Source organism: Kitasatospora sp. NPDC101176, assembly GCF_044768035.1.
GTDB lineage: Bacteria > Actinomycetota > Actinomycetes > Streptomycetales > Streptomycetaceae > Kitasatospora.
The window spans coordinates 521,266-535,298 of record NZ_JBIWPA010000002.1 but is presented as its reverse complement, the minus strand read 5'-3'; the positions used below and the strand labels follow the sequence as shown (position 1 = coordinate 535,298).

At 73.0% G+C, this 14,033-nt stretch carries 16 protein-coding genes; 4 read left to right on the top strand and 12 right to left on the bottom strand.

What is annotated here, in order from left to right; genetic code table 11:
• The 4 genes from ACIRS1_RS05180 to ACIRS1_RS05165 form a co-directional block, all read right to left on the bottom strand.
• Positions 1–1,037, bottom strand: a 1,037-nt coding sequence (locus ACIRS1_RS05180) for an FG-GAP-like repeat-containing protein (RefSeq protein ID WP_402836866.1), incomplete at its 3' end; no start/stop codon positions are given.
• A gap of 57 nt (positions 1,038–1,094) precedes the next feature.
• Complete coding sequence (locus ACIRS1_RS05175) at positions 1,095–2,492, bottom strand: FG-GAP-like repeat-containing protein (protein ID WP_402836864.1); 1,398 nt, start codon at positions 2,490–2,492, stop codon at positions 1,095–1,097.
• A 185-nt stretch (positions 2,493–2,677) separates the two neighbouring features.
• Entirely contained in the window at positions 2,678–2,953 is a 276-nt protein-coding gene (locus ACIRS1_RS05170; protein WP_402836862.1) for a hypothetical protein, read from the bottom strand.
• 37 nt (positions 2,954–2,990) lie between these two features.
• Entirely contained in the window at positions 2,991–3,236 is a 246-nt protein-coding gene (locus ACIRS1_RS05165) for a hypothetical protein (RefSeq protein WP_402836861.1), read from the bottom strand.
• 340 nt (positions 3,237–3,576) lie between these two features.
• On the opposite strand from ACIRS1_RS05165, the gene ACIRS1_RS05160 reads away from it, so the two are divergent.
• Together ACIRS1_RS05160 and ACIRS1_RS05155 are read left to right on the top strand one after the other, a co-directional pair.
• Positions 3,577–4,563: a LuxR C-terminal-related transcriptional regulator gene (locus tag ACIRS1_RS05160; RefSeq protein WP_402836859.1), complete on the top strand. Its 987-nt coding sequence runs from the start codon at positions 3,577–3,579 to the stop codon at positions 4,561–4,563.
• 170 nt (positions 4,564–4,733) lie between these two features.
• Positions 4,734–5,519, top strand: coding sequence for a VOC family protein (locus ACIRS1_RS05155; RefSeq protein WP_396317476.1), 786 nt, complete (start codon positions 4,734–4,736; stop codon positions 5,517–5,519).
• A 193-nt stretch (positions 5,520–5,712) separates the two neighbouring features.
• Here the strand turns inward: ACIRS1_RS05155 and hisF are convergent, their stop codons facing one another.
• Genes hisF through hisD form a run of 8 tightly spaced genes read right to left on the bottom strand, consistent with a single transcriptional unit; the run spans position 5,713 to position 11,544 of the window.
• Entirely contained in the window at positions 5,713–6,483 is a 771-nt protein-coding gene (gene hisF / locus ACIRS1_RS05150; protein ID WP_402836858.1) for an imidazole glycerol phosphate synthase subunit HisF, read from the bottom strand.
• Positions 6,480–6,911: a RidA family protein gene (locus ACIRS1_RS05145; RefSeq protein ID WP_402836857.1), complete on the bottom strand. Its 432-nt coding sequence runs from the start codon at positions 6,909–6,911 to the stop codon at positions 6,480–6,482. Before ACIRS1_RS05145 ends, hisF begins: the two co-directional genes overlap by 4 nt.
• Positions 6,908–7,630, bottom strand: coding sequence for a bifunctional 1-(5-phosphoribosyl)-5-((5-phosphoribosylamino)methylideneamino)imidazole-4-carboxamide isomerase/phosphoribosylanthranilate isomerase PriA (gene priA / locus ACIRS1_RS05140; RefSeq protein ID WP_360207208.1), 723 nt, complete (start codon positions 7,628–7,630; stop codon positions 6,908–6,910). The genes ACIRS1_RS05145 and priA overlap by 4 nt, the downstream gene beginning before the upstream one ends.
• Positions 7,631–7,660: 30 nt before the next feature.
• Positions 7,661–8,296, bottom strand: coding sequence for an imidazole glycerol phosphate synthase subunit HisH (gene hisH / locus ACIRS1_RS05135; protein WP_360207210.1), 636 nt, complete (start codon positions 8,294–8,296; stop codon positions 7,661–7,663).
• Positions 8,297–8,339: 43 nt separating this feature from the next.
• Positions 8,340–8,492 carry a hypothetical protein gene (locus tag ACIRS1_RS05130; RefSeq protein WP_360207213.1) on the bottom strand — a complete coding sequence of 51 codons (153 nt, stop codon included), beginning with the start codon at positions 8,490–8,492 and terminating at the stop codon, positions 8,340–8,342.
• Entirely contained in the window at positions 8,489–9,082 is a 594-nt protein-coding gene (hisB, locus tag ACIRS1_RS05125) for an imidazoleglycerol-phosphate dehydratase HisB (RefSeq protein ID WP_360207215.1), read from the bottom strand. Before hisB ends, ACIRS1_RS05130 begins: the two co-directional genes overlap by 4 nt.
• A 6-nt stretch (positions 9,083–9,088) precedes the next feature.
• A complete protein-coding gene (locus ACIRS1_RS05120) occupies positions 9,089–10,240 on the bottom strand; it encodes a histidinol-phosphate transaminase (protein WP_360207218.1) in 1,152 nt (383 codons plus the stop codon).
• On the bottom strand, positions 10,237–11,544 hold the full coding sequence (hisD, locus tag ACIRS1_RS05115; protein WP_402836853.1) for a histidinol dehydrogenase: 1,308 nt from the start codon (positions 11,542–11,544) through the stop codon (positions 10,237–10,239). The genes ACIRS1_RS05120 and hisD overlap by 4 nt, the downstream gene beginning before the upstream one ends.
• 91 nt (positions 11,545–11,635) lie before the next feature.
• On the opposite strand from hisD, the gene ACIRS1_RS05110 reads away from it, so the two are divergent.
• Positions 11,636–13,213, top strand: a complete 1,578-nt coding sequence (locus ACIRS1_RS05110; protein ID WP_402836851.1) for an oxidoreductase — start codon at positions 11,636–11,638, stop codon at positions 13,211–13,213.
• A gap of 84 nt (positions 13,214–13,297) precedes the next feature.
• Complete coding sequence (locus tag ACIRS1_RS05105) at positions 13,298–14,026, top strand: LON peptidase substrate-binding domain-containing protein (RefSeq protein WP_360207226.1); 729 nt, start codon at positions 13,298–13,300, stop codon at positions 14,024–14,026.
• Positions 14,027–14,033: the final 7 nt, after the last annotated feature.

The window sequence follows — 14,033 nt, the reverse complement described above, 5'->3', positions numbered from 1 at the left end:
AAGTCCGCACCCGCGTAGTCGGAGATCCCGTTCCAACCGCCCGTGCCGATCTCCACCCGGTCCCCCAGGCCACGCCCCGTGCCCGGGTACAGCCAGAGCTTGCCGGTGGACTTCTCGGTGGCGACGATGTCGTCCTTGCCGTCCCTGTTCATGTCCCCCGGGCTGACGATCTTGTTCATCCCGTTCCAGCCGCCGGACCCGATCTCCACCCGCTTGCCGAGGGCGCCGCCGAGGCCGGGGTACAGCCACAGCTTCCCGGTGGAGTTCTCGCTCGCCACGACGTCGGCCACGCCGTCGCCGGTGAAGTCGCCCACGGCGGTGTTGTTCATGCCGTTCCAGCCACCGCTGCCGAGCTCGATCCGGCCTTCGACGCCGTGGCCGTTGCCCGGGTACAGCCAGAGCTTGCCGGTGGACTTCTCGGTGGCGACGATGTCGTCCCCGCCGTCGCCGTTGAGGTCGCCCACGGCCAGGTTGCTCATGCCGTTCCAGCCGCCGGAGCCGATCATCACCCGGCTCCCCAGCGCCCCCGTGCCGGTGCCCGGGTAGGAGAACAGCTTTCCGGTGGACACCTCGACGGCCACCAGGTCCTTCTTGCCGTCGCCGTTGAAGTCACCCGCCGTCAGGTTGGTCATCCCCGGGTCGGACGGCCCCGCCGGGTACGGGTCCGCGTGGTCGGTGGAGAGCCCGGTGCCGGGGCTGCAGGTCCACGCGCCGGCCCCCTGGTCGGCGAGGATCCTCTCGGCGATCAGGATCTGTTCCTTCTTGGTCGCCTGGTGCGGGTAGGCCGCGTACTGGGTGCCGCCGTAGTGCCGCCAGTTGGCCTCGTTGATCTGCAGGCCGCCGTAGTAGCCGTTCCCGGTGTTGATGGACCAGTTGCCGCTGCTCTCGCAGGCCGCCACCTTGTCCCAGGTGCTGACGGAGGCGGCGCCGGCGGTTCCGGCGGTTGCGGCGACGACGAGGGGTGCGAGGCTCAGCGCGAGGACGGCGGTGCTCCTGCGCACGCGGGACCGTGCGGGCGTACGGGTCTGTGCGGACATGGGTGTTCTCCCCCTGGAGGTGGTGCAGAGCAAGTGGGTTCGGGACGGTGCCGCGGCCTACCAGCCGCCGGAGCCGATCTCGGTGCGGGAGCTCAGGCCGCTGCCGGTGCCCTTGTACAGGTAGAGCTTCCCGGTCTCGCCCGGGTCGGAGTCCACGGCCGCGAGGTCACCGATGCCGTCACCGGTGAAGTCCGCACCCGCGTAGTCGGAGATCCCGTTCCAACCGCCCGTGCCGATCTCCACCCGGTCCCCCAGGCCACGCCCCGTGCCCGGGTACAGCCACAGCTTGCCCGTCGACGTCTCGGTGGCGACCAGGTCGTCCTTGCCGTCCCGGTTCATGTCCCCCGGGCTGACGATCTTGTTCATCCCGTTCCAGCCACCGGACCCGATCTCCACCCGGTCACCCACACCGCTGCCCGTCCCCGGGTACAGCCACAGCTTCCCCGTCGAGTTCTCACTGGCCACGACGTCGTCCTTGCCGTCACCGTTGAAGTCACCCACCGCGGTGTTGTTCATCCCGTTCCAGCCACCGGACCCGATCTCCACCCGGTCACCCACACCGCTGCCCGTGCCCGGGTACAGCCACAGCTTGCCCGTCGACTTCTCCGTCGCCACGATGTCGTCCCGACCGTCCCGGTTCAGGTCGCCCACCGCCAGGTTGCTCATCCCGTTCCAGCCACCGGAACCGATCATCACCCGGCTCCCCAACGTCCCCGTCCCCGTCCCGGGGTAGGAGAACAGCTTGCCGGTGGACACCTCGACGGCCACCAGGTCCTTCTTGCCGTTCCCGTTGAAGTCACCCGCCGTCAGGTTGGTCATCCCCGGGTCGGAGGGCCCGTCCTCGCGGATGGACTTGTTGCGGACCGGCACGTAGGTGCCGTAGCCGGGGTAGTAGGGGTAGGGGATCTCGCGGTAGTGGACGCCGCTGCCGGTGAACTCGTAGCCCATGTAGTGGCTGGAGTCGGTCCACTTCTCGAACAGCACGACGTGGCCGTTGGCGCCGCTGTTGTCGTTGAGCAGCGCGTCGCCGGCCTTGAGATCGCCCTTGCCGATCTGCTCGGTGACGCCGCGCGGGCCGAAGGTGTCGGTGGTCAGCGAGTCGTCGAGCTTCCAGGCCATCGAGACGTAGCCGGAGCAGTCGGTGCGGTACCCGTTGTGCGAGCCGGTCCAGCTGTAGTCGAGGCCGATGCCGACCCAGGTCTTGGCGCGCCGGATGGCCTCACTGCGGGTGACGGCCGGGGCCAGGACGGACGCGGCCGCCGACGAGGCCCCGGCGGCGGGCGCCTGGGCGGCCCCGACCGGCTGGCCCGCGCCACCGTACTCGCCGCCCGCGACGGCGGTGGCGGCGGGATCGGCGGCGAACGCGGTGCCGCCCTGGACGACCAGGCCGAGGGAGAGCGAGCCGGCCAGCCCGAGGGCGACGGCGGACGTGCGGAGATAGGCCTTGCGGGGCATGGATGCTCCTGGAAGTGGCATGCGGAGGACCGGCGCGGCGCGCAGGCGCCCGGATCACCGGAAGAAGGAACGCCGGGGTGAGTCCGGCGGGAAGGAGCGCCGGAGAGGCCCCGGCACGAAGGGACGCCGGCGGGACACCGGCAGGAAGGAACGCCGGAGCGGCTCCGGCAGGATGCGGACGGCCGTCAGCCGGCGACGGTGACGCGCCAGGCCCGGAAGGCCGGGGAGCGCGAGAGCGCGGCGGAACAGAGGGCCAGCGAGTGGGCGGGGGCATGGTCGCCACTTCCGCCGCTGGTGAAGACGACGAGGTCGATGGAGTCCTGACGGGCTCTCGACTGGACGTGCTCCAGGCCGGCGCCGGGATCGGCGTGGGCCCAGAGCACGTCCTTCAGGACGTGGGCGTCGGCGTCGCTGGCCGGTCGCCGGTCGGGGCTGGTGAGCGTCAGGCGGACGATGTGCATCGGGTCGGGTTCGAGCGGCCGTCGCCGGCGGCGGCAGTCACTTCTTGTTGTCCCAGCTGATGCTGCCCGGGTCGCCCAGGCCGGGCTTGCCCTGGCCGCCCGCGCCCGCCCCACCCGTGCCGGGGTCGCCCGTACCGGGGTCGCCCGCCGCGGACACGCCGGCTGCGGACACGCCCGCCACGGTGTCCGGTGCGGCGGCGACGGCGGTGACGGCCGGCAGGGCGAGCGTGGCCACGACTGCCGCGGTCGCGAGGACGCCGGGAACGCGAGCGGAGATCCGCATGGAGAACAACCCCCTGGTTGCTGGTCGGTCGGTTCGTCGGGACGGACGGCTCTGGCCCCCGTCGTCCCGCCCGGCCCGGGGCTCGGCGCCCCTGCGGCTCGGTGATCCATATCCTGCAGGCCCGACCGGCGCGCCGGAAGGCCTTTCCCGCGACAGCATCAGGCCTGGCAGCATCGCGCCACGACCGGCGGCCCCGGTCCGGCGGCCCCGGCCCAGCAGCCCCTGCCGCCCCACCGATGCACCGTCAGATCTCCTTGCACACGCATGAGTGAACTGTGAGAATCACGCAGACGGCCTTGACACGACCTGGCCGCGCGCATCGGCGAATCCGGGGGGAATCGTGCTCGAAGTGCTGGGACTGGACCCGGCGGCGGAGGCCGTCTACGCGGCCCTGCTGGTCGAGCCCGGGTGCGGGGTCGCCGACCTCTGCCGCCGCCTGCGGCTCTCGGAGACAGCCGCGCGGGAGGCCCTCGACCGGCTCGCGGACCTGACGCTGCTGCGCCCCTCCCAGGAGGTCGACGGCGCGCTGCGCCCGGTCAGCCCGGCGGTCGGCCTGGAGGCCGTCATCCGCCGCCAGGAGGACGACCTCGCCCGCCGCCAGCAGGAGTTGGCCGCCAGCAAGGCCGCCGTGGCCCGGGCCGTCGCCGCCTACGCCGACCTGATGCCCAACACCACCTCGGAGGCGACCGAGCGGCTGGTCGGGATGGACGCGATCCAGGCCAAGCTCGAGACGCTGGCGCGCGGCCTGCGGGAGGAGTTCCTCGCCGCCATCTCGGGCGGGGCGCAGTCCCAGGCCAGCATGGACGCCGCCCGTCCGCTCGACCGGGACGCGCTGGAGCGCGGGGTCGCCATGCGGACGCTGTACCAGGACAGCGTCCGCAACGACCAGGCCACCCACGCGTACGCCCAGTGGCTGACCGGGCTGGGCGGCCAGGTGCGGACGGCTCCCCTGCTGCCGCCGCGGCTGCTGGTCTTCGACCGGCACACCGCCGTCGTCCCGATCGACCCGACCCGGACGAGGCTGGGGGCGCTCTGCACCAGCGAGCCCGGGCTGGTCGCCTCGCTGGTCGCCCTGTTCGAGCAGGCCTGGTCCACGGCCGTGCCACTCGGCGCCGACCAGCCCACCCATCACGACACCGGCCTCACCCCGGCCGAACGCGACCTGCTCCGGCTGCTCGGGACGGGTCTGACGGACGAGGGCGCCGGCAAGCGGCTCGGCATCTCGGTGCGCACCGTGCGCCGCCAGATGTCCGCCCTGATGGAGCGGCTCGACGCCGCCAGCCGCTTCGAGGCCGGGCTGAAGGCGGCGCAGCGGGGCTGGCTGTAGCCGCCCGCCGGGGCCCCGCCCAGCCCGAGCCGCCGAATCCGCGAGGTCAGCCGTGTCCCGGCTGCGGATGTCAGTGGTCGGGTGCAGACTCGCAGGTGGCCGGGAAGGGGGCGTGTGCGCGTCCTCGGGGGGCCGTTCCGGTCACTTCTCCGTCGAAGGGGCACCACCTCATGCTCACCACCGACTTTCCCGCCGGCGCACCCTGCTGGATCGACCTCGGCAGCCCGGACGTGGCGGCCACCGCCGAGTTCTACGGCAAGGTGTTCGGCTGGACGTTCGAGTCCGCCGGTCCGGAGACGGGCGGTTACGGGTTCCTCCAGCTGAACGGCAGGACGGTCGCGGCGGTCGGCCCACTGCAGGACCAGGGCGCCAGGTCCGCGTGGACGACGTACTTCCACACCCCGGACGCGGACGCCACCGTGAAGGCCGTCGAGCAGGCCGGCGGCACGGTGCGGGTGCCGGCGATGGACGTGATGACGGCCGGTCGGATGGCGCAGCTGACGGACCCGCAGGGCGCCGAGTTCGCGGTCTGGCAGCCGGGTGACGTCCGCGGCCTGGACGTGGTGTCGGAGGACGCCACGCTGGTCTGGTCGGAGCTGCACAGCGCCGACCCGGAGGCCGGCTTCGGCTTCTACCGGGCGCTCTTCGGCTGGCGGGTGGAGAACTTCGAGCCGTCGCCGGGCATGAACTACCGGGTGCTCTCCACGGCCGACGGCGACCAGCAGGCCACCAGCTTCGGCGGCATCGCGCCGGTCATGTCCGCGGAGCAGCCGTCCGCGTGGACGCCGTACTTCGCCGCGGACGACGTGGACGCGGTGATCGCGAGGGCGACGGCGGCCGGCGGATCGGTGATGATGCCGGCCGAGGACGTGCCGAACGTGGGCCGTCTCGCCTGGCTGGCGGATCCGAACGGCGCCCCGTTCGCGCTGATCAAGGGTGAGCCCCGGCAGTCCTGAACCCCGACAGTCCTGAACCCCGACAGTCCTGGACGCCGGCAGTCCTGGCCCCCGGCAGTCCAGAGTCCCGACAGTCCCGGATCCCGGCAGGACCCCGGAGCCCCACCCCCACCCCGACGCCCGCCGACGACCGCACACACCGAGGGCCCGCCGCACCGGCACCACACCGGCACGACGGGCCCTCGGGCCTGCCTCAGCGCACCGGGTGCCCGGCCTCGCGCAGCGCGTCCTTGACCTCGCCGATCCGCAGGTCGCCGAAGTGGAAGACGCTGGCGGCGAGCACCGCGTCGGCGCCCGCCTCGACGGCCGGCGCGAAGTCGGCGAGCCGGCCGGCGCCGCCGGAGGCGATCACGGGCACCGAGACGGCCTTGCGGACGGCCCGGATCATCTCCAGGTCGTAGCCGTCCTTGGTGCCGTCGGCGTCCATGGAGTTCAGCAGGATCTCGCCGGCGCCGAGCTCGGCGGCGCGGCCGGCCCATTCGACGGCGTCGAGGCCGGTGCCGCGGCGGCCGCCGTGGGTGGTGACCTCGTAGCCGGAGGCGGTCTCGGTGCCGGGCGGGCAGCGCCGGGCGTCGACGGAGAGCACCAGGACCTGCCGGCCGAAGCGCCGGGCGATCTCGCGGACGAGCTCCGGACGGGCGATGGCGGCGGTGTTGACGCCGACCTTGTCCGCGCCGGCCCGCAGCAGCTTGTCGACGTCCTCGACGGCGCGGATGCCGCCGCCGACGGTGAGCGGGATGAAGACCTGCTCGGCGGTGCGGCGGACCACGTCGTAGGTGGTCTCCCGATCCCCGGAGGAGGCGGTGATGTCGAGGAAGGTCAACTCGTCGGCGCCCTCGGCGTCGTAGAGCTTGGCCATCTCCACCGGGTCACCGGCGTCGCGCAGGTTCTGGAAGTTGACGCCCTTGACCACCCGCCCGGCGTCGACGTCCAGGCAGGGGATGACACGTACGGCGAGGGTCACGGCTGTTTGCCTTCCAGGGTCTTTGCCAGCCCGGTGCGGTGGGCGTCGAGCTCGACCTCGACCATCATCCGGGAGTCGATCAGGCCCTCGACCACCACCATGGTGGCCACCGGGCGGGCGGCGTCGAAGAGTTCGCGGTGGGCGCGGCCCACCTCGTCGGCGTCGCGGACGTGGGTGATGTACATCCGGGTGCGGACCACGTCGTCCGCCGTCAGACCGTACGCGGCGAGGGCCCGCAGCCCGACGCCGAACGCGGCGAGGGTCTGCCGGTACGGGTCGCCCTCGTGCTCGATCCGGCCGTCCACCCAGGCGGTGGTGCCGGCCACGTGCACGTGGTCCCCGGCGGCGACGGCCCGCGAGTAGCCGAAGGCGTCCTCCCAGGGGGAGCATCCGGCGACCTTGCCGCGTACGATCCGACGTTCCGTCATCCTGAAACCGCCTCCAGGGCCTCTTCGAGGGTGAACTTCTGCTCGTAGAGTGCCTTGCCCACGATGGCGCCCTCGACACCCTCGCCGACCAGGCCGGCGATGGCCCGCAGGTCGTCCAGGGAGGAGACGCCGCCGGAGGCGACGACCGGGCGGTCGGTGGCGGCGCAGACGTCGCGCAGCAGCTGCAGGTTGGGGCCGGTCAGGGTGCCGTCCCGGTTGACGTCGGTGACGACGTAGCGGGCGCAGCCCTCCTGGTCGAGCCGGGCGAGGACGTCGAAGAGCTCGCCGCCGTCGCGGGTCCAGCCGCGGCCGCGCAGGGTGGTGCCGACGACGTCCAGGCCGACGGCGATCTTGTCGCCGTGCTCGGCGATGGCCTTGGCGACCCACTCGGGGGCCTCCAGGGCGGCGGTGCCGAGGTTGACGCGGGTGCAGCCGGTGGCGAGCGCGTTGGCGAGCGACTCGTCGTCGCGGATGCCGCCGGACAGCTCGACCTTGATGTCGAGGCGGCCGGTGACCTCCTTGAGCAGCGCGTAGTTGGTGCCGGTGCCGAAGGCGGCGTCGAGGTCCACCAGGTGCAGCCACTCGGCGCCGGCGTTCTGCCAGGCGAGGGCGGCGGCCAGCGGCTCGCCGAAGGAGGTCTCGGTGCCGGAGGCGCCCTTGACCAGGCGGACGGCCTGGCCGTCGCGGACGTCGACGGCGGGAAGCAGTTCGAGGCTCATTGTCAGGACTCTTCTGTCGTCAGAGGGTCGTCAGAGGGTGTCGACCCAGTTGGTCAGGAGGGCGGCGCCGGCGTCGCCGGACTTCTCGGGATGGAACTGGGTGGCCCAGAGCGGGCCGTTCTCGACGGCCGCGACGAACGGCTGTCCGTGCGTGGCCCAGGTGACGAGCGGGGCGTTGATCCGCTCGCTGTGGATCTCCAGCTCCCAGTGCCGCACCCCGTAGGAGTGGACGAAGTAGAAGCGGGTCTGCGGGTCCAGGCCGGCGAACATCCGGCTGCCGGCGGGCGCGTCCACGGTGTTCCAGCCCATGTGCGGGACGACGGGGGCGTCCAGCGGCTCGACGGTGCCGGGCCACTCGTCGCAGCCGGCGGTCTCGACGCCGTGTTCGACGCCCCGCTCGAAGAGGATCTGCATGCCGACGCAGATGCCCATGACGGGGCGGCCCCCGGCGAGGCGGCGCCCGACGATCCAGTCGCCGCGGACGGACTTCAGGCCGCGCATGCAGGCCTCGAAGGCGCCGACGCCGGGGACGAGCAGGCCGTCCGCGTTCATCGCGGCGTCGTAGTCGGAGGTGACGGTGACGTCCGCTCCGGTCCGTTCGAGCGCGCGCTGCGCCGAGCGGAGGTTGCCCGATCCGTAGTCGAGGACGACGACGTTCTTGCCCATGTTCAGGTGTCCAGTCTCTCTGCGTGTCCGGAGGGCGGCGTGCCTACAGGCGCATGGCGCCGGCGGCCAGGCACATCACCGAGCCGAGCGCGAGCACCAGGATGACGCCCTTGGGCAGCTTCTGCTTCCAGAACGAGATCACGCCGCCGGCCAGGAAGAGGCCGACGAACAGGAGGGCGACGGCGGTCTTGCTCACAGGGCCCCCTTGGTGGACGGGAGGATGCCGGCCGCGCGCACGTCGCGCTCGGAGGCGTAGCGCAGGGCCCGGGCCAGGGCCTTGAACTGGCACTCCACGATGTGGTGGGCGTTGCGCCCGTACGGGACGTGGACGTGCAGGGCTATCTGCGCCTGGGCGACGAAGGACTCCAGGATGTGGCGGGTCATCGTGGTGTCGTAGCTGCCGATCATCGGCGCCATGTTCTCGGGCTCGGTGTGCACCAGGTAGGGCCGGCCGGAGAGGTCGACGGTGACCTGGGCGAGCGACTCGTCCAGCGGCACCGTGCAGTTGCCGAAGCGGTAGATGCCGACCTTGTCGCCGAGGGCCTGCTTGAAGGCGGCACCGAGCGCGAGGGCGGTGTCCTCGATGGTGTGGTGGGTGTCGATGTGCAGGTCGCCGTCGGTCTTGACGGTGAGGTCGAACAGACCGTGGCGGCCGAGCTGGTCGAGCATGTGGTCGTAGAACCCGACGCCCGTCGAGATGTCGGTCCTTCCGGTGCCGTCGAGATCGATCTCGACGAGGACCGAGGTCTCCTTCGTGGTGCGCTCAACGCGTCCGATGCGGGACATTCGGGGTTACAGCTCCTGACTGGCTGCGCGCGCGGAGCGCGCACGATCAAGGGTGGGGGCGGGAGACTGGACGGCCTTGGCGACGGCCTCCAGGAAGGCGTCGTTCTCAGCCGGGGTGCCGGCGGTGACGCGCAGCCACCCGGGGACGCCGTTGTCGCGGACCAGGACGCCCTGGTCGAGGATGGCCTGCCAGACCGCGTGGGTGTCGGCGAAGCGGCCGAACTGGACGAAGTTGGCGTCCGAGTCGGTGACCTCCAGGCCGAGGCCGCGCAGCGCGTCCACCAGCCGGTCGCGTTCGGCCTTGAGCCGGCCGACGTAGCCGAGCAGGGTGTCGGTGTGCTCCAGGCAGGCCAGCGCGGTGGCCTGGGTGACGGCCGACAGGTGGTAGGGCAGCCGGACCAGCTGGACGGCGTCCACCACCGCGGCGTCGGCGGCCAGGTAGCCCAGGCGCAGCCCGGCCGCACCGAAGGCCTTGGACATGGTGCGGGTGACGACCAGGTTGGGGCGGCCCTCGATCAGCGGCAGCAGCGAGGCCCGGTGCGAGAACTCGACGTACGCCTCGTCGACGACGACCAGGCTGGGCCGGGCGGCCTGCGCGGCCTCGTAGAGCCGCAGCACGGTGTCGGCGGCGACGGCGGTGCCGGTCGGGTTGTTCGGCGAGCAGACGAAGACCACGTTGGGCCGGTGCTCGGCGATCGCGGCGACGGCGGCGTCCACGTCGATGGTGAAGTCGTCGTTGCGCGGGCCGGAGGTCCAGGCGGTGCCGGTGCCCCGGGAGATCAGCGCGTGCATCGAGTAGGAGGGCTCGAAGCCGAGCGCGCTGCGGCCGGGGCCGCCGAAGGTCTGCAGCAGCTGCTGGAGCACCTCGTTGGAGCCGTTGGCGGCCCAGACCTGCTCGCGGGCGACGGTGAACCCGGTGGTGCGGCCGAGGTAGGCGGCGAGCCCTTCGCGCAGTTCGACCGCGTCCCGGTCGGGGTAGCGGTTGAGGTCGCGGGCGGCCTCGGCGACGCGCTCGGCGATCCGGGCGACCAGCTCCTCGGGCAGCCGGTACGGGTTCTCGTTGGTGTTCAGCTGGACGGGCACGTCGAGCTGCGGTGCGCCGTACGGGGACTGTCCGCGCAGTTCGTCGCGGATGGGGAGGTCGTCAATGGCGGTCACGAGCCGGGCACCGTCCAATCGAAGCGGGCCTTGATGGCGTCGCCGTGACCGGGCAGGTCCTCGGCGTCGGCGAGGTTGACGACGTGCGCGGCGACGTCCGCGAGCGCGTCCCGGTCGTACTCGACGACCTGGACGCCGCGCAGGAAGGTCTGGACGGACAGGCCGGCCGAGTGGCAGGCGCAGCCGCCGGTGGGCAGCACGTGGTTGGAGCCGGCCGCGTAGTCGCCCAGCGAGACCGGGGTCCAGCGGCCGATGAAGACGGCGCCGGCGTTGACGACCCGGTCGGCGACCGCGTGCGGGTCCCGGGTCTGGATCTCCAGGTGCTCGGCCGCGTAGGCGTTGACGACGGCGAGGCCCTGGTCCAGGTCGTCGACCAGGATGATGCCGGACTGCTTGCCGCCGAGCGCCTCGGCGACCCGCTCGGCGTGCTTGGTCCGGGCGACCTGCTCGGCCAGCTCGGCCTCGACCGCGTCGGCCAGCGCCGCCGAGTCGGTGACCAGCACCGAGCCGGAGGTCGGGCCGTGCTCGGCCTGGCTGATCAGGTCGGCGGCCACGTCGGAGGCCAGCGCGCTGTCGTCGGCGAGGACGGCGATCTCGGTCGGGCCGGCCTCCGAGTCGATGCCGATCCGGCCGGCGAAGAGGCGCTTGGCGGCGGCCACGTAGATGTTGCCGGGGCCGGTGACCATCGTGACGGGGGCGCACTCCTCGGTGCCCAGCGCGAACATCGCCACGGCCTGGGCGCCGCCGACCGCGTAGACCTCGTCCACGCCGAGCAGCGCGCAGGCCGCCAGGATCGTCGGGTGCACCCGGCCGCCGAACTCGCGCTGCGGCGGGGAGGTGACGGCGATGGCGCGCACGCCGGCCTCCTGGGCCGGGACGACGTTCATCACCACGGAGGACGGGTAGACCGCCAGGCCGCCCGGCACGTACAGGCCGACCCGCTCCACCGGCACCCACCGCTGGGTGACGGTGCCGCCGGGCACCACCTGCGTGGTGTGCCCGGTGCGGCGCTGGTCGGCGTGCACCGTGCGGGCCCGGCGGATGGACTCCTCCAGGGCGGCCCGCACCTTCGGGTCCAGCGTCTCCAGGGCCTCGGCCAGCTGCCCGGCGGGGACGCGGGTGGACTCCAGCCGGACGCCGTCGAAGCGTTCGGTGATCTCGATGACGGCCGCGACCCCGCGATGGCGTACGTCCTCGGCGATCGGTCGCACCTTCTCCAGGGCGGCCGCGACGTCGAACTCGGCACGGGGCAGCAGGTCACGCGGGTCGTCCAGCGAGCCGCGGAGGTCGATTCGAGAGATCACGCCACCCAGTGTAAGGAGTGGCCGGAATCGCTGGTCCCGTATTTCAGTCCGTGATACGAAAGGCGAGACGACCGGGGGGACGGGGGAAACCATGGCGGAGCACGCTCCGGAGGGCTGGACCGACACCGAGCAGGAGCTCTGGGAGGCCTTCCGCCAGGGTGACGTGTACGACCGGCGGTGCGGGGCCCACGCCACCGACGACCCCTTCGGCGACGCCGTCTGGGGCGCCGGGCGCACCGTCCGGGCCGAGGTCCTCGCCCACCTGCTGCTGGCCGGCCCGGCCGCCGCGCCGGGCCGGGTGTCCTCGCTGCGGATGACGGGCGTGCGGGTGACCGGGGCGCTCAACCTGGCGGGCGGCGCCATCCGCCAGTACGTCGAGCTGCGCGAGTGCCGCTTCGAGCAGAAGATCCTGATCTCCGAGGCGGAGGCCAGCACCCTGCGCTTCGTCGACTGCCTGGCCCCGCGGATGGAGGCCTCCCGGCTGGCCACCACCGGGGACCTCCACCTGGCCCGGTGCCGAATACGCGAGGGCGTCCGGCTGACGGACGCCAGGATCGGCACCGATCTGCTGCTCAACCAGACGCGGCTCGGCTGCGACCGCTTCGGCCGCGCGCTCTCCGCCGACGGCATGACCGTCCACCAGGACTTCGAGGCCGACCGGATCGAGGTCCACGGCGAGCTGAGCCTGCGCACCGCCCGGATCGGGGGCCGACTCTCGCTGCGCGGCGCCCAGCTGCACGCCGTCCCGGACAACCGCATCTGCCTCAACGCCGTCCGCATCACCGTCGGCCACACCTGCTACCTGACCAGCTCCCTCGACGGCGGCTGGTTCGGCTCCCGCAGCTACTACGGCTCCGGCTACGGGCAGACGCCGCCGCCCGACGCGCCGGGCCTGCCGTTCCGCGCCCACGGCCAGGTCCGGCTCTCCGACGCCCGCTTCGACGGCGCCTGCCTGATCTCCGGGGAATTCCACCTGGAGGGTGACGACGAGCTGTCGCTGCGCCGCATCCACACCCCCGAGTTGCGGTTCACCTGCCGGATGCGGCCCACCGGCACCGTCTCGCTCTCCCGGGCCCGGGTCGGCAACCTGGTCGACGCCCCGGACGCCTGGCCGCTCGGCCGGCACCTCGGCCTCAACGGTTTCGTCTACGAGAACCTGCGCCCGGCCGCGCCCTTCACCGTCCAGCAGCGGATCGCCTGGCTGGAGGGGTCCACCACCGAGTTCCAGCCGGAGTCCTACGAGCAGCTCGCCGCCGCGCTGCGCCGCGACGGCGCCGACGACGACGCCCGCGAGGTGCTCTACGCCAAGCAGCGCCGCCGCCGCCGGACCCTGCCGCTGCCGGCCCGGATCTGGGGCCTGGTCCAGGACGTCGGCGTCGGCTACGGCTACCGGCCCGGCCGGGCGGGCCTGTGGCTGCTGCTCGCCTGGGCGCTCGGCAGCGTCTGGTTCGCCACCCACCGGTTGGCCCCGCTGAAGGCCGACGAGAGCCCGCACTGGAACCCGGTGCTGTACACGCTGAGCCAGCTGGTCCCCGTCGTCGACCTCGGCCAGCAGGGCTGGAACCCGGGCGGCCTCAGCCAGTACGTCTCGGCGGGGCTGGTCATCGTGGGCTGGTTGCTGGCCACCACGGTCGTCGCCGGAGCCTCGCGGATGCTCCAACGGGGATAGCGGGTGCTCCGGCGGGGGTGGCGGACGCTCCGGCGGGGCCGACCGCGGGGCGCCGGGGGCGTGCGGGGAACTACGCTGTCCGCCGTGACAGAACGGCTGCCGCTCTTCCCGCTGAACAACGTGCTCTACCCGGGCCTCGTGCTGCCCCTGAACGTCTTCGAGGAGCGCTACCGCCGTCTCGTCGCCGACCTGCTCGAACTCCCGGCCGACACTCCGCGCCGCTTCGGCGTGCTCGCCATCAAGGACGGCCGGGAGGTCGCCCCGGTCCGCCCGGGGGACGGCCCGGCGGGGCCGCTGGACGGCCTGGGCACCGTCACCGGGGATCCGCTGGAGGCGGTCTTCCCCGTCGGCTGCGTCGCCGACGTCGCCTCCGTCCAGGAGCAGCCGGACGGCCGGTACGAGCTGCTGGTCACCGGCACGACCCGGTTCCGGCTCCGCTCGGTGGACGTCTCCGGCCCGTACCTGACCGGCGAGGCCGAGCTGGTCGAGGAGGCCCCAGGCGAGGGCTCCGGCGCGCTCGCGGCCGAGGTGGAGCGGGCCTTCCGGGTCTACCAGAAGCGCCTCGCCGGCGCCCGCGAGGCGAGCACCGTCGGCCGCCAGGAGCTCCCCGACGACCCGCAGGTGCTGTCCTACCTGGTCGCCGCGGCCTCGGTGTTCGAGACCCCGGTCAAGCAGCAGCTGCTGGCCTGCCCGGACACCGCCCAGCGGCTGCGCGCCGAACTCGACCTGCTGCGCCGGGAGACCTCGGTGCTCAGCTGGCTGCCGTCGCTGCCCGCGGTCGACCTCACCCGCCAGTCCTTCAGCCCCAACTAGCACAGCC